The organism is Arthrobacter sp. H20, assembly GCF_000520515.1.
Classification (GTDB): Bacteria; Actinomycetota; Actinomycetes; order Actinomycetales; family Micrococcaceae; genus Arthrobacter_D.
This window is the reverse complement of sequence record NZ_KI914752.1, coordinates 44088-63098: the sequence shown is the minus strand read 5'-3', so window position 1 is coordinate 63098 and position 19011 is coordinate 44088. Positions and strand designations below refer to the sequence as shown.

Annotated in this window: 17 protein-coding genes, 1 tRNA gene and 1 pseudogene; 13 read left to right on the top strand and 6 right to left on the bottom strand. The window is 63.8% G+C overall.

Annotated features, from left to right (window positions below; all coding sequences use genetic code 11):
• A pseudogene (locus Y703_RS23215) lies at positions 1-167 on the bottom strand (SGNH/GDSL hydrolase family protein); the annotation flags it as partial.
• Between the two features lie 78 nt (positions 168-245).
• Here Y703_RS23215 and Y703_RS0114795 point away from each other — a divergent pair.
• Positions 246-956 carry an alpha/beta hydrolase gene (locus Y703_RS0114795; protein WP_026553327.1) on the top strand — a complete coding sequence of 237 codons (711 nt, stop codon included), beginning with the start codon at positions 246-248 and terminating at the stop codon, positions 954-956.
• Here Y703_RS0114795 and Y703_RS0114790 read toward each other — a convergent pair.
• Complete coding sequence (locus Y703_RS0114790; protein ID WP_051427631.1) at positions 943-1188, bottom strand: RNA-binding S4 domain-containing protein; 246 nt, start codon at positions 1186-1188, stop codon at positions 943-945. The genes Y703_RS0114795 and Y703_RS0114790 overlap by 14 nt on opposite strands.
• 90 nt (positions 1189-1278) lie before the next feature.
• Between Y703_RS0114790 and Y703_RS0114785 the strand changes: the two genes are divergently transcribed.
• The 3 genes from Y703_RS0114785 (at position 1279) to Y703_RS0114775 (ending at position 4725) form a co-directional block, all read left to right on the top strand.
• Positions 1279-2247, top strand: a complete 969-nt coding sequence (locus Y703_RS0114785) for a DMT family transporter (RefSeq protein WP_026553325.1) — start codon at positions 1279-1281, stop codon at positions 2245-2247.
• A gap of 166 nt (positions 2248-2413) precedes the next feature.
• On the top strand, positions 2414-3802 hold the full coding sequence (locus Y703_RS0114780) for a glycine--tRNA ligase (protein ID WP_026553324.1): 1389 nt from the start codon (positions 2414-2416) through the stop codon (positions 3800-3802).
• Complete coding sequence (locus Y703_RS0114775; protein WP_026553323.1) at positions 3802-4725, top strand: GNAT family protein; 924 nt, start codon at positions 3802-3804, stop codon at positions 4723-4725. The genes Y703_RS0114780 and Y703_RS0114775 overlap by 1 nt, the downstream gene beginning before the upstream one ends.
• 40 nt (positions 4726-4765) lie before the next feature.
• Here the strand turns inward: Y703_RS0114775 and Y703_RS0114770 are convergent, their stop codons facing one another.
• The 3 genes from Y703_RS0114770 to Y703_RS20190 are packed head-to-tail and all read right to left on the bottom strand — an operon-like array spanning position 4766 to position 7216.
• Positions 4766-5605: a lysophospholipid acyltransferase family protein gene (locus tag Y703_RS0114770; RefSeq protein ID WP_026553322.1), complete on the bottom strand. Its 840-nt coding sequence runs from the start codon at positions 5603-5605 to the stop codon at positions 4766-4768.
• Positions 5602-6429 (bottom strand): DUF1295 domain-containing protein, encoded by an 828-nt coding sequence (locus Y703_RS0114765; protein WP_026553321.1) that lies wholly within the window; start codon positions 6427-6429, stop codon positions 5602-5604. The genes Y703_RS0114770 and Y703_RS0114765 overlap by 4 nt, the downstream gene beginning before the upstream one ends.
• A gap of 34 nt (positions 6430-6463) precedes the next feature.
• Positions 6464-7216: an alpha/beta hydrolase gene (locus tag Y703_RS20190; RefSeq protein WP_035765388.1), complete on the bottom strand. Its 753-nt coding sequence runs from the start codon at positions 7214-7216 to the stop codon at positions 6464-6466.
• Positions 7217-7360: 144 nt separating this feature from the next.
• On the opposite strand from Y703_RS20190, the gene Y703_RS20185 reads away from it, so the two are divergent.
• From Y703_RS20185 to Y703_RS0114730, 6 genes are all read left to right on the top strand, one after another.
• Positions 7361-8818, top strand: coding sequence for a YibE/F family protein (locus Y703_RS20185; RefSeq protein WP_081743566.1), 1458 nt, complete (start codon positions 7361-7363; stop codon positions 8816-8818).
• Between the two features lie 32 nt (positions 8819-8850).
• Positions 8851-10026: a tRNA dihydrouridine synthase DusB gene (gene dusB / locus Y703_RS0114750; RefSeq protein ID WP_026553320.1), complete on the top strand. Its 1176-nt coding sequence runs from the start codon at positions 8851-8853 to the stop codon at positions 10024-10026.
• A gap of 7 nt (positions 10027-10033) precedes the next feature.
• Positions 10034-11317 (top strand): deoxyguanosinetriphosphate triphosphohydrolase, encoded by a 1284-nt coding sequence (locus tag Y703_RS0114745; protein ID WP_026553319.1) that lies wholly within the window; start codon positions 10034-10036, stop codon positions 11315-11317.
• Between the two features lie 90 nt (positions 11318-11407).
• On the top strand, positions 11408-13339 hold the full coding sequence (gene dnaG / locus Y703_RS0114740) for a DNA primase (protein ID WP_026553318.1): 1932 nt from the start codon (positions 11408-11410) through the stop codon (positions 13337-13339).
• Positions 13340-13394: 55 nt separating this feature from the next.
• Positions 13395-13470, top strand: a tRNA-Asn gene (locus Y703_RS0114735).
• A gap of 87 nt (positions 13471-13557) precedes the next feature.
• Positions 13558-15027 (top strand): SDR family oxidoreductase, encoded by a 1470-nt coding sequence (locus Y703_RS0114730; RefSeq protein WP_026553317.1) that lies wholly within the window; start codon positions 13558-13560, stop codon positions 15025-15027.
• 10 nt (positions 15028-15037) lie between these two features.
• Here Y703_RS0114730 and Y703_RS0114725 read toward each other — a convergent pair whose 3' ends face one another.
• Positions 15038-16258: a multidrug effflux MFS transporter gene (locus Y703_RS0114725; protein WP_026553316.1), complete on the bottom strand. Its 1221-nt coding sequence runs from the start codon at positions 16256-16258 to the stop codon at positions 15038-15040.
• A gap of 299 nt (positions 16259-16557) precedes the next feature.
• Between Y703_RS0114725 and Y703_RS0114720 the strand changes: the two genes are divergently transcribed.
• The 3 genes from Y703_RS0114720 to Y703_RS0114710 all read left to right on the top strand — a co-directional run bounded on the left by Y703_RS0114720 (position 16558) and on the right by Y703_RS0114710 (position 19011).
• Positions 16558-17364: a phage holin family protein gene (locus Y703_RS0114720; RefSeq protein ID WP_026553315.1), complete on the top strand. Its 807-nt coding sequence runs from the start codon at positions 16558-16560 to the stop codon at positions 17362-17364.
• Between the two features lie 75 nt (positions 17365-17439).
• Positions 17440-18084: a CDP-alcohol phosphatidyltransferase family protein gene (locus tag Y703_RS0114715; protein WP_026553314.1), complete on the top strand. Its 645-nt coding sequence runs from the start codon at positions 17440-17442 to the stop codon at positions 18082-18084.
• 33 nt (positions 18085-18117) lie between these two features.
• Entirely contained in the window at positions 18118-19011 is an 894-nt protein-coding gene (locus Y703_RS0114710) for a DMT family transporter (protein ID WP_026553313.1), read from the top strand.

Below are 19011 nucleotides of genomic sequence, written 5' to 3'. Positions count from 1 at the left end.
TCCGCCACCCGGTCAGCCCAGCCGCGGCTCCCGCCAACGCTCTCGGGGTTGGGGTCCCCAATGCCCTCGGTGAAGGAGTCACCCAGTGCTACGTACCTCGTCCAGGGATGCGGGATGTTGTTCTCCAGCGTGTGAGTTTCCTGTGACGGGTACGGGTTCCGGTTCATCCCCCTATCCTCTAGCAGACGATCACCGAACGCGACCCCTGCTGGTTGCCGCCGGCTGGCGCATGCCAGAATACTTCAATGACTATTTCGGAAACACCCAACACTCCAGCCGACGCCCAGCCCACCGCGCCGGCCTGGGACCCGGTGGTCCTGTGGTCACGGCCCGAGGCTCAGAGACAGGGCACCGCCCTGCTCGTCATGTTCCACGGTCACCTCGCCAATGAGGAGGATCTGATGGGGCTGGTGGATCACCTGCCGTCCAACCTGACGGTGGCGTCAGTCAGGGCACCCCATGCCCAGGGACCCGGGTTTACCTGGTTCCCCTTGACGCAGGACACCGGATACTCGGTGGACCTGGTTACTGACTCCGTCGCTCAGGTGGCGTCGTGGCTGGACACGGTCAAGGCAGCGCATCAGAGCGTATCCCTGCTCGGGTTCTCCATGGGAATGGCAGTCGCAACTTCACTGCTCCGCCACCGCCCCCGGGACTTCACCGCCGTCGTCGGCCTGTCCGGATTCGCCGTTCCCGCCGACGACAGCAAGTTTTTCGACGACGACGACGCCGCAGCCCATCCGGTGCCGCTGTTTTGGGGACGCGACCAGGAGGATCCGGTGATCACTGGCGACCGGATCGAGTTCACCCACCGCTGGGCGGTGGCCCACACCAGCCTGACCAAAGTGCTGTACGCCGGGATCGGCCACAGCATCAGCGTGCGGGAACTTGCTCACGTCAAGGAGTTCCTGGAACTGACAGTGTTCGGGATCGAACCGAAGCCTAGCCGCGGGTGATCCTGACCGAGGCGCCGTTCACGCTCACCACGTCGCCCGGATGAAGTTGGGCGCCGCGCCGCTCCTCAATGGCACCGTTCACTTTGACGAGCCCATGGTCCACCAGTTCCTTGGCCTGGGCCCCGTCCTCCGCCAGGTTGGCCAGCTTCAGTAGCTGGCCCAGCCGGATCATGTCGCCAGCAATGGGAACGGTGTCTGCGGCGGGTGGGTGAATTTCGTGGGATTCGCTCATGGGACCATTCTGCCCGACCCGGCACCTGGGGGCAGCTTGAGGCGAAAACCGTGCACCCAGGCACCTGTCAAGCTGCCATAGGATCAATGGGTGTCACACCACCCCCGGCTTCCACTAGTACTCGGCCTGCTGCTCGCAGTCGCAGCGGGAGTAGCCATTCCCCTGCAGGGCAGAATCAACGGCGCCCTGGGCACGCAGCTCAATGACGGAGCCGCCGCGGCCCTGGTCAGTTTCAGCACCGGGTTGGTGGTCATGGTGATCATCACCTGCGCTCTTCCGCGGGGCAGAGCCGGGTTCCGGCAGATTCTTCCCTCGGTGCGGGAACGGCGCTTCCCGCCTATCTATCTCGCGGCCGGCACCATTGGTGCATTCTTCGTTTTCTCCCAGTCCCTGACGATCGGCATCCTGGGTGTCGCCCTGTTTACCGTGGCGGCGGTGATGGGCCAGACTCTCAGCGGACTGATTGCTGACCGGGCGGGGATCGGCCCCGCGGGCAAGCGGCCGCTCACACCGATGCGGCTCATCGGGACGGCGCTCGCCGTCGCCTCGGTGGTGTGGGCAGTATCTCCCCGGTTCGGCGCCACGGGCGACCCGCAGGCCTGGCTGATACCTGTGCTGCTCCCAATCGCCGCCGGCTTCCTCATCAGCTTCCAGCAGGCCATGAACGGAACCGCTTCTGTCCACTACGGGACCCCGATCATCGCCACCCTGATCAACTTCATCTCCGGCGCATCGGTCCTGCTGGTGGCCTGGCTCATCAAGATCCTGATCGCCGGACCGGGGGAGACACTGCCCGCCGAGTGGTGGTACTACCTGGGTGGCCCGTTGGGATGCGTATTTATCGGTCTCGGTGCGGTGCTGGTGAGGAGCCTTGGAGTTTTGCTCACGGGGCTCGGAATGATCGCCGGCCAGCTGGTCGGCTCACTGGTCCTCGACCTCGTGTTCCCCACCCCCGGCACAGTTGTGGAAACGGCTACTGTTGCTGGCCCAATCCTCACCCTCGTCGCGATCGTGCTGACCACGCTGCCCTGGCCGAGACGGGAACTCCGCGTCCGCTGAGGTGCCGGTGATTGGACGACCGCAGCGCCTGCATCGGGGACTCATCGGTAGGCTAGGGTTGTACCTTCGATTCGAGCAGCCGCGCCCGGCCCATTCCCTGGCACCTGGGCCCTGCCGGACATCACCACGGACCGCACCCAGCGGCCTGTAGAAATGGAGAACCACCTTGGCCAAGAACCAGTCCGCGCTCGATCCAATCATTTCCCTCGCGAAACGCCGCGGGTTCGTCTTCCAGGCGGGGGAAATCTACGGCGGATCACGGTCGGCCTGGGACTATGGTCCCCTCGGCGCCGAGCTCAAGGAAAACATCAAGCGCCAGTGGTGGCAGTCAGTGGTCCGCGGGCGCGACGACGTCGTCGGACTCGATTCCTCGGTCATCCTTCCGCGCAAGGTGTGGGAGGCGTCCGGCCACGTCGATGTCTTCAGTGACCCCCTGGTGGAATGCCTGAGCTGCCACAAGCGCTACCGGGCTGACCACCTTGAGGAGGAGTACGAGGAAAAAAAGGGCCGCGCCGCCGAAAACGGTCTCAAGGACGTTGCCTGTGCCAACTGTGGCACCCGTGGCGAATGGACCGAACCGCAGGAGTTCTCCGGCCTGCTGAAGACCTTCCTGGGCCCCGTAGCCAACGAGGAGGGCATGCACTACCTGCGGCCCGAGACCGCTCAGGGCATCTTCGTGAACTTCAACAACGTGCTCAATACCTCCCGGAAGAAGCCACCGTTCGGCATCGGCCAGATCGGGAAGAGCTTCCGGAACGAGATCACGCCCGGCAACTTCATTTTCCGCACCCGCGAGTTCGAGCAGATGGAGATGGAATTCTTCGTCGAGCCCGGCACCGATGATGAATGGCACGAGTACTGGATCAAGAACCGGCTCGACTGGTACACGGGCCTGGGCATCAGGGAAGAGAACCTGCGCCTGTTTGTCCACCCGCTGGAAAAGCTAAGCCACTACTCAAAGGGCACCACCGACATCGAATACCGTTTCGGTTTTCAGGGGTCGGAGTGGGGCGAGCTGGAAGGCATCGCCAACCGCACCGACTTCGACCTGGCCACCCACTCGAAGCACTCGGGAACCGACCTGAGCTACTTCAACCAGGGCACCAACGAGCGGTACACGCCGTACGTCATTGAGCCAGCGGCCGGTCTGACCAGGTCCTTTATGGCATTCCTGGTCGATTCCTACACCGAAGACGAGGCACCGAATTCCAAGGGCGGCGTCGACAAGCGCACTGTCCTGAAACTTGACCCCCGTCTGGCCCCCGTGAAGGCAGCGGTCCTGCCGCTGAGCCGCAACGAGGACCTGTCGCCCAAGGCCAAAGATCTTGCAGCGGCGCTGCGCCGGAACTGGAACATCGACTTCGACGACGCCGGAGCTATTGGACGCCGGTACCGCCGACAGGATGAGATCGGCACCCCGTTCTGCATCACAGTTGACTTCGACACCCTCGATGACCAGGCAGTGACCATCAGGGAACGGGACACGATGGCGCAGGAGCGCGTGTCCCTGGACAAGGTCGAGGGCTACCTGGCCGCGCGGTTGATCGGTTCCTGATGGCGTTGAACTATCGCGAGTGGCGCGACGGCGACGACCTCGAACTCATCCAGTTGTGGGGCGGACCCGAGAACGCCCAGGTGGAACAGGCCAGGGCACTATTCCGGCAGTCCTCAAATCATCCGTGGCTGCGCTGCATTGTGGCCGAAGATGTAGTGGGTACTGAGGCGGGAGTCCCCGTCGCGGCAGCGTATGTCTTCGAACCGAAGCTGCACAACCAACGGCTATGGGCCTACGTTGAGGTGGCCGCCGACCACCGGCGCACCGGCGTCGGGTCCACGCTGCTGGCGATGCTGCGGCATGAGGCGGGAGGTTCGCTGTCCGGTGCAACCCGGCTGCGGGCAAAAGTGAACCCGGGCAGCACCGGCGCGGGTTTCTCCGCAGCGTCAGGGTTTGGCCCGATCCAGCGGTCACGGATCGTACAGGTCGAACCCGACGCGCTGTCGCTGCCCGCCTTTGATGACAATGCGGGACCCCAGCTCGATGAGGCAGCGACCGGTTCGGTGGAACTAACCACCGCCGTCGCCGCCTGGTACAACTCTGTGCACGGCTGGGACCCGGCCGACATGACCCTCGGCCAGGCGCAGCAATACCTCCTCGCTGACTCCACCGGGGCCGGGGGAGCAGTGGTGCTCAGGGACAAACCGGCGGCGGACGGCGGAAAGATTGCTGCTTTTGCCGTCAGCTACACCCAGACCCGAACCGATGATCCAGCTGATGTCCTGGTGGGCTACGACCCTGGTCTGGCTCCGGCCGAGCAGGAAGCTGCCATTGCGTCACTGCTGGCGATGCTGGTGCACCAGTTCCCGGTCCTGCTGGAGGTCGACGACTCGATGACCGCATTGGTGAACGTGGTTGAGCCGCTGCTAGCGATGGGATCGGCCTCGGTCAGCAGTCCCGAAACCCTGGTCGTCAGCGACTAGCTGCTGGTGCCCGCTAAGGGCATCCTTTCAACCAGCCCGGCTACTGGCGCTCGTGCCGGCCGCTGGCCTTGTCGAAGGCGTCGGCTGCGATACGTTCGTCCTCGGTCATCGCGCCGCCACCCCGGTGGGCGGGCTGCCACCAGGCGCCCGGCTCGGGGTCGATGGGGAAGTTGGCGGTGCCGCGGTCGATACCGTCCTGGAGTTCGGCGCGCAGCTGTGCTGTTTCCCTGGTGACGTCGGCATCGGCATCATGCCAGATCGGCTTGCTCACGTGCACCCTGACCGGTGCGCGGAAGACAGTTCTGAGGGACAGTTTATGGCCCCGGCTCATCAGGCGGTGGGATCCCCAGACCGAAATGGGGATGATCGGCACGCCAGCCTCCACCGCCAGCCGCACCGCACCCGTTTTCAGCTCCCTGACGGTGTAGCTGCGGCTGACTCCGGCCTCGGGCAGAATTGCCACGTACTCGCCGGCCCGCAGCTTCTCCAGCGCCCCCTGATAGGCGGCGCTGCCAGCGCTTCGGTCAACTATGACATGGCCCGCAGCCCGAATGGCGGGGCCAGCAAACCAATGCGACCCCGCGCCCTTGGTGATGAGGAACCGCATTTGCGCGCGGGCGTGCTCCCACACCACCAGTTCAGCGAAGGCGAAGTCGAGATAACCGAAGTGCGTGATGGCGACTACGGCGCCCTGCCCGGGAATGGGCCGCCGGGACTTCCCGTTCAACTGACCGGGAGGCAGGAGGTTCTCCTGGCCGGTGGCTATGATCCGTATCTGGGACACAAACCGCAGTGCCTGCCCGGACCGCACGATCATCCGGTAGAAACGGTCGTTGGGCTGGGGTTGCCAGCGTGCAATTCTCTCGGTCAGTCGACTCATGACGATGCGCCTCGTCCAGGTTTGGGTGGGAGCGGGAAGAAGCCGCTGGTGTTTTCGATGTACTCCCGGTAACCGGGGCGACTGCTCAGACGCTTCTCGGTGAGGGGTTTGCCTGTCTTGTTGGCAAGGGTCCAGAACATCAGGGCCGGGGAGAGGATAGTGAGAATTCCCGGCCAGGAGTCAGCGGCCACCAGGAACAGGCCTACCCAGACAGCCGCGTCTCCGAAATAGTTGGGGTGGCGGGTGTAGCGCCAGAGGCCCTTGTCCATCACCGTTCCCTTGTTGGCCGAATTGTTGCGGAAGGCTGCCATCTGGTAGTCGCCGACCGACTCGAAGAAGAAGCCAATCAGCCAGATCGCCGCTCCCACCCACGCCAGCCACCCCAGCGGACCGGTTGAGTACATTGCAACCTGAATGGGTAGTGAGACGAACAGCATCACCAGCCCCTGCGTCAGATAGATCTTGCGCAGGGCAAACGCGTTCCGTGAGCCGGGCGCATCGCTGAGCATGTCCTCATACCGCGGGTCCTCGGCGCCGTCGCGGGCACGCCACCCAATGAAACCGGCCAGCCGCAGGCCCCACGCCGCGGTCAGGATCAGCATGAGCGAGCGGCGGACGTCGTCGCCTGATCCAGCGGACGTTTCGGCTGACGTGACGAAGGTGATCGCGGCGATCACCACAAATCCGAGCCCCCACGCTGTATCGATCACTGAATGGCGTTTCTGGACCTGCGCCATCGCGAAAGTTGCTGCCAGCAGCACGACGACGCCGAGCGCCGACCAGCCGAAGCCCTCAACAAAGCTGAGAAACGGGAATTCAGGCATCGCGCACCTTTACTGGGTTGGTTGGGACGAACAGTTAGACAGTAATTGACAGGGGCTGGTCGGTGATCAGCAGTTCGCGGGTGGGAAGGGTGCCGTCCGGGGGTACCGCAGCTCCCGTGTCCTCGGCAAACGACTGCAGCACGAACGAAGCGGTCAGCTCATGCCAGAGACGGGCCTTCCTCACCATGAAGTGGCCGGCGTTGCTGACAGTGACGTAGTGCATACTGGCTGCGAGTGCGCGTGCCCTGTGGGCGTACCGGAGCGATTGGCGGTGTGAGGTCCAGCGGTCGGAGTCGCCGTGCAGGATCAGGACGCGTTTACCGGTAACGGGATCGGCCGGGGTGGTCTCGCTGAGCCAGGGCGCCAGGGAGACCACCGCTCCGACCTGGGAATCATCGGCGACGCAGAGGGCAACGAGGCCGCCCATCGAATGCCCCACCAGATAGACGGGGATTCCAGGATGGCGTTTCTGGATCGCGGCCAGCGCCCAGCGGGCGTCCTGCAGCGGCGACATTTCCTGACCGTTCCAGCCCCGCACACTGTTGCGGAGGGACCACACCTCAAGACCGTGGCCCTTGCCCCTGCGATGAATCAGCTGGGCGAAGGGGACCATTCGAGCCGGGCTGAGGTGGCGGGCACGCACAGGTTCGAAGCTGTTCGCCCGACCGCCGTGGAGCACCAGGGCAACACCTTTGACCGGCACTGACGCCTTCCAGACGGTAATGATTGGTGCATGCGCGACGGTTCCGGCTGGAGCCTCATCCGATTCGCTAAACCGTTCTTTCATTTGCCTTTTCCGTCTGCGGTGGTGTGTCTTTTCAAACCCTGGTTATAGCTTATGTCCCGAGCTGGGGAGGTCTGGCACCCGCGTAGAATTCCGTAAAGCACCGAACCAGTGCACCGAACCGGATCAAGGACAGCTAGGAACCTCGTGGGCCACAGCCACACTCATGACACAGGCAATTCGGAGCCAAGCACAGCAACGATTGGCGCACGAAAGCGGGCAAACCTGTTACTCGCTATGATCCTGGTCCCGCTGGGAATTCTTACGGTGATCGGCATGATCATGCTGTGGCCCAGCGGCGACCGCAGCAGCGTCACTATCTCCAACCCCTACGCCACCGCTGATGGGGTGTCCATCGACGTGGGCGAGGTGGAGCGGGTCTCCCTCGAAGACTGTCCTTCCTCCCAGCCCACGGTCGACGCTGGCGGGGAGGCACTGCAGTGCCAGGTGGCCTACACGGTGCCGGCCTCCGGCGGAGCAGCGATTCCCGTGGAGATCACGCCGGAGTTGGCGCGGGCTGGCGCCGTCGAGGCCGGGGACAAGATCCGCTACCTGAACCTCGACGGGGTGATCCAGGGCGGCAGCGCACCCTATATCTTCATGGACTTTGTCAGGACCGTGCCCATGATGTGGCTTGCCGTCCTCTACGCGGTGGTAGTGGTCGCCGTCGCGCGTTGGCGGGGTCTGCGAGCGATGATTGGCCTGATTGGTGCTCTGGTGGTGCTGGCCCAATTCATCCTGCCGGGGCTGGTGGAAGGCAAGCCACCGCTGTTGCTGGCTCTGGTCGGGTCGGTGGTGATCATGTTCGGCGTTCTCTACTTCGCTCATGGCTTCTCTGCGAGGACCTCCACTGCCCTCCTCGGAACCCTCTTCGGCCTGTCGATCACTGCGCTGCTGGCCGCGTGGGCCACCGAGTCCATCTACCTGTTTGGGGTGGGTGACGAGAACGCCTACGCGCTGGTTAATTCCTCTGGGGACGTCTCAATAGCCGGCATCATCATGTGTGGTCTGATCATTTCCGGGCTGGGCGTCCTCAACGACGTGACCATCACCCAGTCCTCGGCCGTGTGGGAGCTGTACGAACTGGCCCCCAACACCTCGGCCCGCAGACTTTTTTCCGGCGCCATGCGGATCGGTCGGGACCACATCGCTTCCACCGTCTACACCATCGCCTTCGCCTACGCGGGGGCAGCCCTGCCGTTGTTGATCCTGGTCTCGCTGTACGATCGCACGGTGGTGGAAAATCTCACCAGTGGGGAACTCTCCGAGGAAGTGGTGCGCACCCTCGTGGGCTCCATTGGGCTGGTGCTCGCCATCCCAGCGACCACACTGATCGCCGTCCTGGTGGTCAAGGCTGTGGGCATCCGTCAGCATGCAGCGGCCGACGACGGCGGGCAGACCCCAGCTGTTCTGGCCGCCGCCAGCGCTGTTAACCAGGCACCCGGGGAGCTGGTCACAGTGGCCCAGGGGGCGGGCTCTGCCGGAACCACCGCTGCCGAGACCCGGCGATCCCGCCGGGACCGCGAGGTTAGCAGATTCGCTGACGACGCGCCGCAGCGCCGTGTACTTCCCGATTTGCTCCAGCTTGCGACAATAGGTAAGTGACTGTTGTATCAACCCTGCCCGCCACGACCGAGATGACTTCCGGAGCGGCCACCGACACCCGACTCGATCTGCCGCCACTTCAGCTCGGAGCGATCACAGTCAAAACCCCGGTGGTCCTTGCGCCGATGGCCGGTATCACCAACACGGCGTTCCGGCGCCTCTGTCGCGAGTACGGTGGCGGCCTCTACGTCTCGGAAATGGTGACCTCACGCGCCCTGGTGGAGCGAAACCCGGAGTCACTGAGAATTATCTCCCACGATGCCGATGAAGCGGTGCGCTCGGTCCAGCTGTACGGCGTCGACCCGGTGACCGTCGGCGCTGCCATCAGGATCCTCGTCGAAGAGGACCGGGCCGACCACATTGACCTCAACTTCGGCTGTCCGGTGCCCAAGGTTACCCGGAAGGGTGGCGGCGCGGCGCTGCCCTGGAAGCTGGACCTGTTCACCGGAATCGTGCAGACGGCAGTCAGGGAGGCGTCCAGGGGTGGTATTCCCCTGACCATCAAGATGCGCAAGGGGATCGACGAGAATCACCTGACCTTCCGCGAAGCTGGAAAGATCGCCCGCGACAGCGGCGTTGCAGCGGTGGCGCTGCACGGGCGCACCGCCTCGCAGTTCTACTCGGGGACGGCCGACTGGAACGCTATCGCCGAGCTTCGCGAAGCCCTGCCCGACATCCCGGTCCTGGGTAACGGCGACATCTGGTCCGCTGAGGACGCGATCCGGATGGTGCGACAGACCGGCGTCGACGGCGTCGTCATCGGTCGCGGCTGCCAGGGCCGGCCCTGGCTGTTCGGTGATCTGATGAACGCCTTCGAAGGCGACAGCACCAGGCACCAACCCGGCCTGGGCCAGGTGGCCGAGACCGTCTACCGCCATGCTGAACTGCTCGTCGACACGTTCGGCAACGAGATGATGGCGCTCAGGGACATCCGCAAGCACATGGCCTGGTACTTCAAGGGCTATGTGGTGGGCGGAGAGTTGCGCGCCAAGCTGGCTGCAGTCCCCACCCTCGAGGTGCTGCGCGAACTGCTGGCCGGGCTCGACGCCGAGTCACCCTATCCCGGTTCCGATGCCGAGGGCCCCCGCGGACGTGCGGGCAGTCCCAAAAAGACTTCGCTACCGCAGGACTGGCTGAACTCCCGGGCCCTCAACGATGCACAGCAGGCTGACATCTCAGCAGCAGAAGTGGACGTCTCCGGTGGCTGAGGCATCCATGAGCTTCCCGAACGCACCGGTTACCGCCGGGTACACCGAAGCTGATCTGCAGCGGTGGGTCGACGAACCAGCCAAGAGCACCCACCGGTCCCACTTCGAGCGCGACCGTGCCCGGGTCCTGCACTCCTCGGCGTTGCGGCGCCTCGGTGCCAAAACCCAGGTGGTAGCCCCCGACACCGACGACTTTGTGCGTACCCGCCTCACCCACAGCCTCGAGGTAGCCCAGGTGGGCCGCGAGCTGGGCCGGGCGCTGGGGTGTGACCCGGACATTGTCGACGCCGCCTGCCTGGCCCACGACCTGGGGCACCCACCGTTCGGGCACAACGGCGAGTCCACGCTGAACGACCTGGCGCACGCGGTCGGCGGGTTCGAGGGCAACGCCCAGACCCTGCGGCTGCTCACCCGCCTGGAACCGAAGGTGATCCGCGCTGACGGCACCCCGGCGGGTCTGAACCTCACCCGCGCCAGTCTCGACGCGGCCTCGAAGTATCCGTGGACAGCTGCCGACGCGCCGGTGCTCCACGGTCAGCGCACCTCCAAGTTCGGCGCCTACGAAGACGATCGTCCGGTGTTCGATTGGCTTCGCGACGGCGCCCCCGCCGGCCGATCATGCCTGGAAGCGCAGGTCATGGACCTGGCCGACGATATCTCCTACTCGGTGCACGACGTCGAAGACGCAATTGTTGCCGGCCATTTCCAGCTGCGGCAGATGGACAGCTCTGACACCCGCGCGCGGGTGGTCGGCTACACCCAGCAGTGGTACCTCCCCCACAGTGATGCAGCGGCAGTTGATGCAGCGCTGGCGCGCCTTGAGGCGACCGATGTGTGGGTGCGCGACGCGGACGGCAGCAGGCGGTCCATGGCGGCGCTGAAGAACATGACCAGCCAGCTGATCGGCCGGTTCTGCCTCAGCGCGCTCGCCGCCACCCGCGCCATCTACGGCCACGACCCACTCACCCGCTATCACGCCCAGATGGTGGTACCCGAGGAAACCGAGCTGGAGATCGCCGTCATGAAGGGGCTGGCGACCACCTTCGTCATGACCTCCGAGCGGCGGCAGCCCGTGTACGAACGCCAGCGGGAAGTGCTCAGTTCGCTGGTTGCCCAGATGGCGGCAGCGGGGGATCAGTTCCTTGAGCCCGCCTTCGCTGCCGACTGGAAGGACGCGCCCGACGACGACGCCCGGCTCCGGGTGGTCATCGACCAGGTGGCCTCGCTCACCGATGCGTCGGCGTTGGCTCTGCACCGGCGGGTCGTTGGGCCGGTCCCATCACTCTGGTAGCCGGTCTCGCCTGACACTGGCGCACCCACTTCTCCTGCACAGCTGATCCCCGCGGAACCCCACACCACCGGCGACGCATAGACTGTTTTCATGGCCGGACTCATCAAGCGCGAAGACATCGATGAGGTACGCCAACGCACCGATATCAAGGAGATCGTCGACGGGTACGTCACCCTGAAGTCGGCGGGGGTCGGCTCCTACAAGGGGCTCTGCCCTTTCCACGACGAACGGTCGCCGTCGTTCCATATCCGCCCGCAGCTTGGCTCCTACCACTGCTTTGGCTGCGGCGAGGGTGGAGACGTCATTTCGTTCGTCCAGAAAATGGACCACACCTCGTTCTCTGAGACAGTCGAAAAACTCGCCTCCCGGATCGGCTTCGAGCTCAGGTACGAGGACGGCGGCACTGGCCCTCGCCGGGAAGACATCGGCAGGCGCCAGCGCATGCTCGACGCCCACAAGATCGCCGCCGAGTTCTACCGCGAACAGCTTCTCTCCCAGGGTGCCGCAGCTGGCCGACGGTTCCTGCAGGAACGCGGGTTCGACCGCTCCGCCGCCGAACAATTCGGTGTGGGCTACGCGCCGCAGGGCTGGGACGGGCTGCTCACCCACCTCACCGGCAAAGGCTTCACCCAGGACGAGCTCAAGCTCACCGGCATGTTCAGTGTCTCTTCCAACAACGCGCAACGGATCTATGATCGGTTCCGGGGGAGACTGATCTGGCCGATCCGCGACATCACCGGTGACTCAGTCGGCTTCGGTGCCCGGAAACTCTACGAGGAGGATCAGGGCCCCAAGTACCTCAACACCCCTGAAACTTCCCTCTACCACAAGTCCCAGGTCCTGTACGGGATCGACCTGGCCAAGCGGGAAATCGCCAAAACCCGTCAGCTCGTCGTCGTCGAGGGCTACACCGATGTGATGGCCTGCCACCTGGCCGGGGTGGGGACCGCCGTTGCGACCTGCGGGACGGCTTTCGGAGCGGATCACATCAAGATAGCCCGCCGGCTCCTGTCCGACGACGGGTCCGGCGGTGAGGTGGTCTTCACCTTCGATGGGGACGCAGCTGGCCAGAAGGCCGCTCTGCGCGCCTTTGAGGAGGACCAGCGGTTCGTTGCGCAGACCTACGTGGCGGTGGAGCCCAGCGGCGCCGATCCGTGCGAGCTGCGCCAGGCCAAGGGCGACGACGCAGTCCGCGGTTTGATCTCGTCGCGCCGGCCACTCTTCGAGTTCGCCATCAAGGCGTCCTTCGGCAACTATGACCTGACCACCGGCGAGGGGCAGGTCAATGCCCTGCGGCATGCAGCGCCGATTGTCGCGCGTATCCGTGACGTGTCACTGCGGTCCATCTACACCCGCGAACTGTCCCGCTGGCTAGGCATGCAGTTCGTGGGCGAGGACCAGGTAGCCAGGGCTGTCTCGTCAGCTGCACGGAAGGGGACAGGGGCCAGCACCGGCATGGGTGCAGGAACCCGCGAGAGCAGCGCGCAGTCGTCTCCTGGGGGCGATTCGGATACCGCGGCCGGGTCAGACCAGGGCGATACCCAGCGGTTCCAGCGTCCGGATCCGAAGGATCCGATTGGCAGGATGGAACGCGAGGTCCTTGAGGTGGTCCTGCAGCACCCGAATCTATTGGAGGCGGGGCACTGGGAGCGGTTTGCTGAGTCGGGGTTTTCCGTTCCCGTCTACGCGGCGCTGAAGGACGCCGTGCAGGCTGCTGGTGCCGCAGTGGTGGAACCGGCTCAGTGGGTGGAACGGGTTCGGCAGGAGGTCCCAGAGGTGTTGCGGGGCCTGGTTACCGAGTTGGCTGTCACCCCGCTGCCGTCGAAAGCCGAGGACGCACTGGCGCTCTACTGCAGGGACATTATCAACCGGCTCTATGAGCTGCGCATCACCAGGCTCAAGGCCGAGCTGCAGGGTCGGTTGCAGCGGGTCGACGCCGCCGCCGACCCGGAGCAGTATGTCCAGCTGCAGCGGGATCTGCTGGAGCTGGAAATGCGCCGTCGCCAGCTGCGCTCCGATTAGAGGCCAGCCGATTTCACTTACCCGCACTTGGTATGTAGAGTTGTATCTGCTGCTTTCCTCCGTAGCTCAATTGGCAGAGCATTCGACTGTTAATCGAAGGGTTACTGGTTCAAGTCCAGTCGGAGGAGCCACCAGACCCCTTCCCATCAGCGTCGCGCTGGCGGGAAGGGGCTTTCTTTGTGTCACGAGCATCCCGGCGCGGAGCGTATTCTGAAGAAATGGAACAAGACAGCAAACTGATCCTTGTCACTGGCGCTACCGGGTATATCGGCGGCAGGCTGGTGTCCCGCCTGCTCGCCGAAGGCCACACAGTGCGGGTCCTGGTGCGCTCTCCGCAGAAGCTCAAGGACGTCCCCTGGTCCTCCTCGGTGGAAGTGATTGAAGGCGATCTCGAAGATGAAGAGTCGCTCAGGAAGGCCTGCGACGGCGTCGACACCCTGTACTATCTGGTCCACTCGATGGGCACGGGCAAGGGCTTCGAAACCAAGGAGTCGAAGATTGCCTCAATGGTGTCGAAGGCAGCCACCCAGGCCGGTGTGACCCGGATGGTGTACCTTGGTGGCCTCCACCCGGCAAACGTCGAACTCTCCACCCATATGCGCTCCCGCGAGGAGGTGGGTCGCATCCTCCTGGAATCCGGTACCCCGACCATTGCCTACCAGGCGGGTGTTGTCATTGGATCAGGGTCAGCGTCGTTCGAAATGATCAGGCACCTCTCCGACGTCCTCCCGGTGATGCCGGCGCCCAAGTGGGTGCTGAACCATATTGAGCCCATCGCTGTCCGGGACGTCCTCCACTACCTGATTGGTGCACTCACCCTTCCGGCTGAGCTGAACCGGACCTTCGACATCGGCTCACGGAATGTGCTCTCCTACGCCGAGATGATGAACCAGTACGCAGTGGAGTCCGGCCTGCCGCGCCGCAAGATCCTTGCCCTGCCGGTGCTGACCCCCCGCCTCGCCGGCCACTGGGTGAATCTGGTCACACCTATTCCCCGGGTGATGGCTATGCCACTGATCGAGTCGCTGCAGCACGATGCGATCACCGCCGAACATGACATCGATGACTACCTGCCAGTGCCCGACGGCGGCCTCACCGACTACCGCACGGCAGTTGACCTGGCATTGGGCAAAGAGCGCGGGGGAGCGGTCGAGACCAGTTGGGCGGGCGCGTCGCTGGTCGATACCGCCGCGGATCCACTACCCACCGATCCGGAATGGGCCGGCCACACTGTCTACACGGACGTCCAGGTCTACCGGTCCAAAGCCACCCCCGAGCGGCTCTGGCGTGTCATTGAAGGGATTGGTGGGGACAACGGCTGGTACTCGCTTCCCGTGGCCTGGGCCGCCCGAGGCTGGCTGGACAAGTTGGCTGGCGGAGTTGGCCTGCGCAGGGGCAGGCGCCACGCAGACCAACTGTTCACCGGCGATGCGCTGGACTTCTGGCGGGTCGAGGAGATTGTCAAAGGGGAACGGCTGCGGCTGCGTGCGGAAATGAGACTTCCCGGACGCGCCTGGCTCGAACTATCGGTGCGTCCCGACGACGCCGGCAGCGAGTACACCCAGCGCGCAGTGTTCTTCCCGAAGGGCCTCGCCGGCCGGCTGTACTGGCTTGGAGTCCTTCCGTTCCACGGGATCATCTTCAAGTCCATGGCACGCAACATCTCCAGCAAGGCTGAACGTAACTGAGTCGGGCCGGTTAGCGCAGTGGGGGTACCGTCCGCGGCCTGACCACTGTCCATAGAAAGACGATCCCTGCGCTAATGCACGCGGCCATCACGCCTCCCATGGTGGTGGCAGAGACACCAAGCAGGCCAACCGCAGGAGAGATTGCGCCGGCCAGGCCAAAGGTTACGGCTCCCAGCAGAGACGCCGCGGTGCCTGCCTGGGCGCCGTGGTTGGCCAGCGCCAGCACCTGCACGCAAGGGAAGGTGAACCCAGCTGACATGATGTAGCACCAGAGCGGTACGATGATGCCCCACAGTCCGAGCCCGAGCTGGGCGAACAGGACGATCAGCAGGGACATCAGAAGCATTGATGCAGTGGAGAAAACCATTACCCACTGCGGGCCAATCCGCCTCAATACCCTCGCACTGATTTGGACGCCGGCCACAATTCCGAGGGAATTCACTGCGAAGAGCAGCCCATATTGCAGCTCGCTGAAGTTGTAGGTGCCCTGGAAGAGAAAGGGTGACGCCGAAAGATAGGAGAATAGCCCTGAAAAATTCATCCCGCCCACCAGCAGGACGCCGATGAAGATCCGGTCAGTGAGCACCGCGCGGTAACGCTGCAGGGCTGTGGCGCCCGAGCTACCCCGTCGATCAGCAGGCAGGGTCTCGACGAGGAACACCGACGTTGCGATGATGACCAGCACCCCATAGGCGGCGAGGAACCAGAAGATTCCGGGCCAGGGCATTACCAGGAGCAGTGAGGACCCGATGACTGGAGCGAAGATGGGGGCCAGTCCGTTGACCAACGCCAGGTAGGAGAGCATCCTGACCAGGGGATATCCGCTGAAGAGGTCTCTGAGCATTGCCATTGCGACGACGCTGCCTCCCGCGGCCCCTACGCCCTGCAGGACGCGAAATACCATCAACATGGTGATGTCGGTGGCCATGGCGGCACCCAGCGACGCCAGGATATGGACGCTCGTCGCGAGAATCAGCGGAATCCGGCGACCCACTTTGTCGCTGAGCGGGCCGACCACCAACTGCCCGATGGCGAACCCGACGATTGTCCCGGTGAGCGTCAGCTGAACTGCGGCTTCGGTGACGCCAAGGTCTCGCTGCAGCGAGGGAAAGGCCGGCAGATAGAGATCGATGGTGAATGGGCCCAGCGCAGTCAAAGAGCCCAGGATCAGCACATAGATCAGTTTCTGACGCCGGGAAAGTGAATCGCCGGGGTGGGTTACTGTGCTCAACTGGCGCCTATCCGACACAGATCGTTCCTTGTGTCATGGGTTGGCCCTTCAGGCCAAGAGAGGGTCATGGTGCGCGAGCACGCTGAATCTCGTCCAGAAAGGGGAGCAACAACGCACCACGCTGTCGTTGAGTTCCATCCTAGGCGGCTTGATCGCCCGGCGGTCACTAAGGGTGCTTGCTATTGAAGTAGGCTTACACAGAATCGGCATTGGCCGCTCAATGGTAATTTTAGGAAAAGGTTTACGCAGCTTGCAGGTCTGCTCACGCGGTCTGTTAGACGAGGGATGGAGGCAGGGCTATGGATAGCTCCGCTAGCACACGTGGCACAGGGACTTCCAACAAGCCATCGGTCTTCGGGCTGATCAAGCTTCTGGCGAGGCTGACGCCGCGCCAGTTCGGAGACGAAGTCTCGATGGCGCTCGAGCAGATGAAGCAGAAGGGCGTCAAGGCGGGGATCGCTGCAGCGTTCCTTGTGGTGGCTGTAGTCTTTCTGGCCTTCCTCTCAGTTGCGCTGATCGTTGCGGCAATTCTCGGCCTGGCCACCATCATGGAGGGCTGGTTGGCTGCACTGCTGGTTGCCGCCCTGTTCCTGGTGGTCATCGCTATCACCGCGTTGATCGGTGTGACCCGGTTCAAGAAGGCGCTGCCGCTCCTGCCTGAGGAAGCCATCCGCGGCATCCGCTACGACATCGGGGTTCTTCGCGAGGGCCGTAGCTTCGACCCGGCGACCCTTGACGTCAAGAAGCCCAAGGAAGAGAAATCGGATGGCAAGCCAGGGGATTCCGAGCCCAAGGAGCCGACCCCGTCGTACGGCGAGCTGCGCCGCCGTTCCGGCACGCGCCGCGACCACTTGGCGGATGTCCGCGATGATCTGGGTCGTGGCCTCGACTTCAAGGCACGGTGGAACCGGACCACGGCCTCGGCGAAAGCCGGAACCGACCGTCTAGCCACCAACGCTCGGTCTGTTGTGCCGCAACGCACTCCGGCCGGCCCGCGTGAACACCCGCACAATGTGTCACTCGCCGATCGCTGGAAGCCACTATCGATAGTCGCTGGCTCAGTTGCCGCAATAGTCGTCATGGTGAAGAAACTCCTCTCCCGTTAGAAAACTCCCCGCCCGTCCCCTGCGCAGGGTCCGGGCGGGCCCGCTCTCCCTGCATAATGGTTGGGGGAGGGGAATATGATCAGATTAATTGGGGCAGGCGCGAGGCCTGGGCACGAGAACAACGAACTGGCGACCTTCTGGACGCTGCCCAATATCGTCACGGTCATCCGGTTCCTTGCCGTTCCGTTGTTCGTGTACCTCATCGTGCAGAATGAGGACGCTCTCGCGGTCATCACCCTCGTCATGCTCGGGTCAACCGACTGGGTCGATGGCTACATTGCCCGCAGATTCGACCAGGTTTCAACTGTCGGCAAGTGGCTTGACCCGATTGCGGACCGGACGGCGCTGATCGTCATCGCAGTGGTATTCGTTGTGGACGGCATCGCTCCGGCCTGGTTGGTCTGGACTATCGTGATCCCCGACGCCATCCTGATTCTCAACGCCCTCATTCTTTTCCGTGGACCTCTGCACCTTCCGGTCACCAACGTTGGAAAGATTCGCACAGCGCTCCTGTTGATTGGCTCGCCGATGCTCCTCTTGCACCGTGTGCCCGGATTTGACGTGCCATGGCTGTTCGTCGCCGCGAACATCCTGCTCATTTTGGGATGTATCGGACACCTCATCGCTTTCTACGGGTACTTCACCGCTGCCCATCGGAAGTATCGCTCGGACCGCAGCTCTGATGACCCAGGCCAGCCCGAGGCAGTTGATGGCGGCTAATACCTTTTGCACCAGGTACACGAAGGGTTGCGCATGGTCTGGCTAGCCATTGTGCTGGCCTTGGTCGGTGCCTGCTTTCTCGCCGTCGGAGCTCAGCGCCAGGGCAGTGCCGTGCGGTCCAGCACGGGCGGCCTCTCACTGAATTCGAAAGGCTTCGTCCGGCTGCTGCGCAATCCGCGGTGGGTGCTGGGGCTGATTCTGCTGGTCGTGGGCATGGCGCTCAACGTCGTCGCCCTCAGCCTGGCGAGTCTTACTGTGGTGCAACCCATCGGTGCGATCGCCCTGGTGATTACCACAGTGGTCAATTCCAAGGACCAGGGCATCCGGATCAATCGTGCCACTGTCCTCGCGATCGCTGCCTGCGTCAGCGGGAGCGCAGTGTTCGTGTTGCTGGCCGTCAACGTCACCCGGGAAAACCACGGGGTGCGCCCGGAGCAGGAACTTCTCGCCGTGCTCCTGTTGGGTCTCGCCGTCGCCCTGTTTGGATCTCTTGCAGCACTGTTCCGTCGCCGGCTCGGCGCCTTCGCCTACATTTTGGGAGCCGGTGTGCTGTTCGGCTTCGTCGCCGTCCTCACGAAAATCATCGCCACCCACCTGTTGGACCCCAACGGCCGGTTCCTCATGAATGTGCCGCCCTATACCCTGATTGCTATTGCCGTGGCCGCTGCGCTGGGCTCCTGGTTTGTGCAGAGCGCCTACGCGACCGGCCCACCGGACCTCGTCATTGCGGGACTGACGGTGGTTGACCCCATCGTGGGAATTGCTGTCGGCATAGTGATCCTCGGCGAGCTGGAACCCGATGTGCAGTCTGTCATCGCAATTGCCATGGGGATGGCTGCATTGGTTGCTATTGTGGGGGTCATTGCGTTGTCCCGCCATCATCCAGATGTGCTGCAACGCCAGAAGGACGTACGACGTCGACGCTAG

What these genes read in the sequence shown, in the direction of transcription:
- Y703_RS0114795 (WP_026553327.1), top strand. Translation starts at nt 246, where the DNA reads ATGACTATTTCGGAAACACCCAACACTCCAGCCGACGCCCAGCCCACC.
- Y703_RS0114790 (WP_051427631.1), bottom strand. Translation starts at nt 1,188, where the DNA reads ATGAGCGAATCCCACGAAATTCACCCACCCGCCGCAGACACCGTTCCC.
- Y703_RS0114775 (WP_026553323.1), top strand. Translation starts at nt 3,802, where the DNA reads ATGGCGTTGAACTATCGCGAGTGGCGCGACGGCGACGACCTCGAACTC.
- Y703_RS0114770 (WP_026553322.1), bottom strand. Translation starts at nt 5,605, where the DNA reads ATGAGTCGACTGACCGAGAGAATTGCACGCTGGCAACCCCAGCCCAAC.
- Y703_RS0114765 (WP_026553321.1), bottom strand. Translation starts at nt 6,429, where the DNA reads ATGCCTGAATTCCCGTTTCTCAGCTTTGTTGAGGGCTTCGGCTGGTCG.
- Y703_RS20190 (WP_035765388.1), bottom strand. Translation starts at nt 7,216, where the DNA reads ATGAAAGAACGGTTTAGCGAATCGGATGAGGCTCCAGCCGGAACCGTC.
- dusB (WP_026553320.1), top strand. Translation starts at nt 8,851, where the DNA reads ATGACTTCCGGAGCGGCCACCGACACCCGACTCGATCTGCCGCCACTT.
- Y703_RS0114745 (WP_026553319.1), top strand. Translation starts at nt 10,034, where the DNA reads ATGAGCTTCCCGAACGCACCGGTTACCGCCGGGTACACCGAAGCTGAT.
- dnaG (WP_026553318.1), top strand. Translation starts at nt 11,408, where the DNA reads ATGGCCGGACTCATCAAGCGCGAAGACATCGATGAGGTACGCCAACGC.
- Y703_RS0114730 (WP_026553317.1), top strand. Translation starts at nt 13,558, where the DNA reads ATGGAACAAGACAGCAAACTGATCCTTGTCACTGGCGCTACCGGGTAT.
- Y703_RS0114720 (WP_026553315.1), top strand. Translation starts at nt 16,558, where the DNA reads ATGGATAGCTCCGCTAGCACACGTGGCACAGGGACTTCCAACAAGCCA.
- Y703_RS0114715 (WP_026553314.1), top strand. Translation starts at nt 17,440, where the DNA reads ATGATCAGATTAATTGGGGCAGGCGCGAGGCCTGGGCACGAGAACAAC.
- Y703_RS0114710 (WP_026553313.1), top strand. Translation starts at nt 18,118, where the DNA reads ATGGTCTGGCTAGCCATTGTGCTGGCCTTGGTCGGTGCCTGCTTTCTC.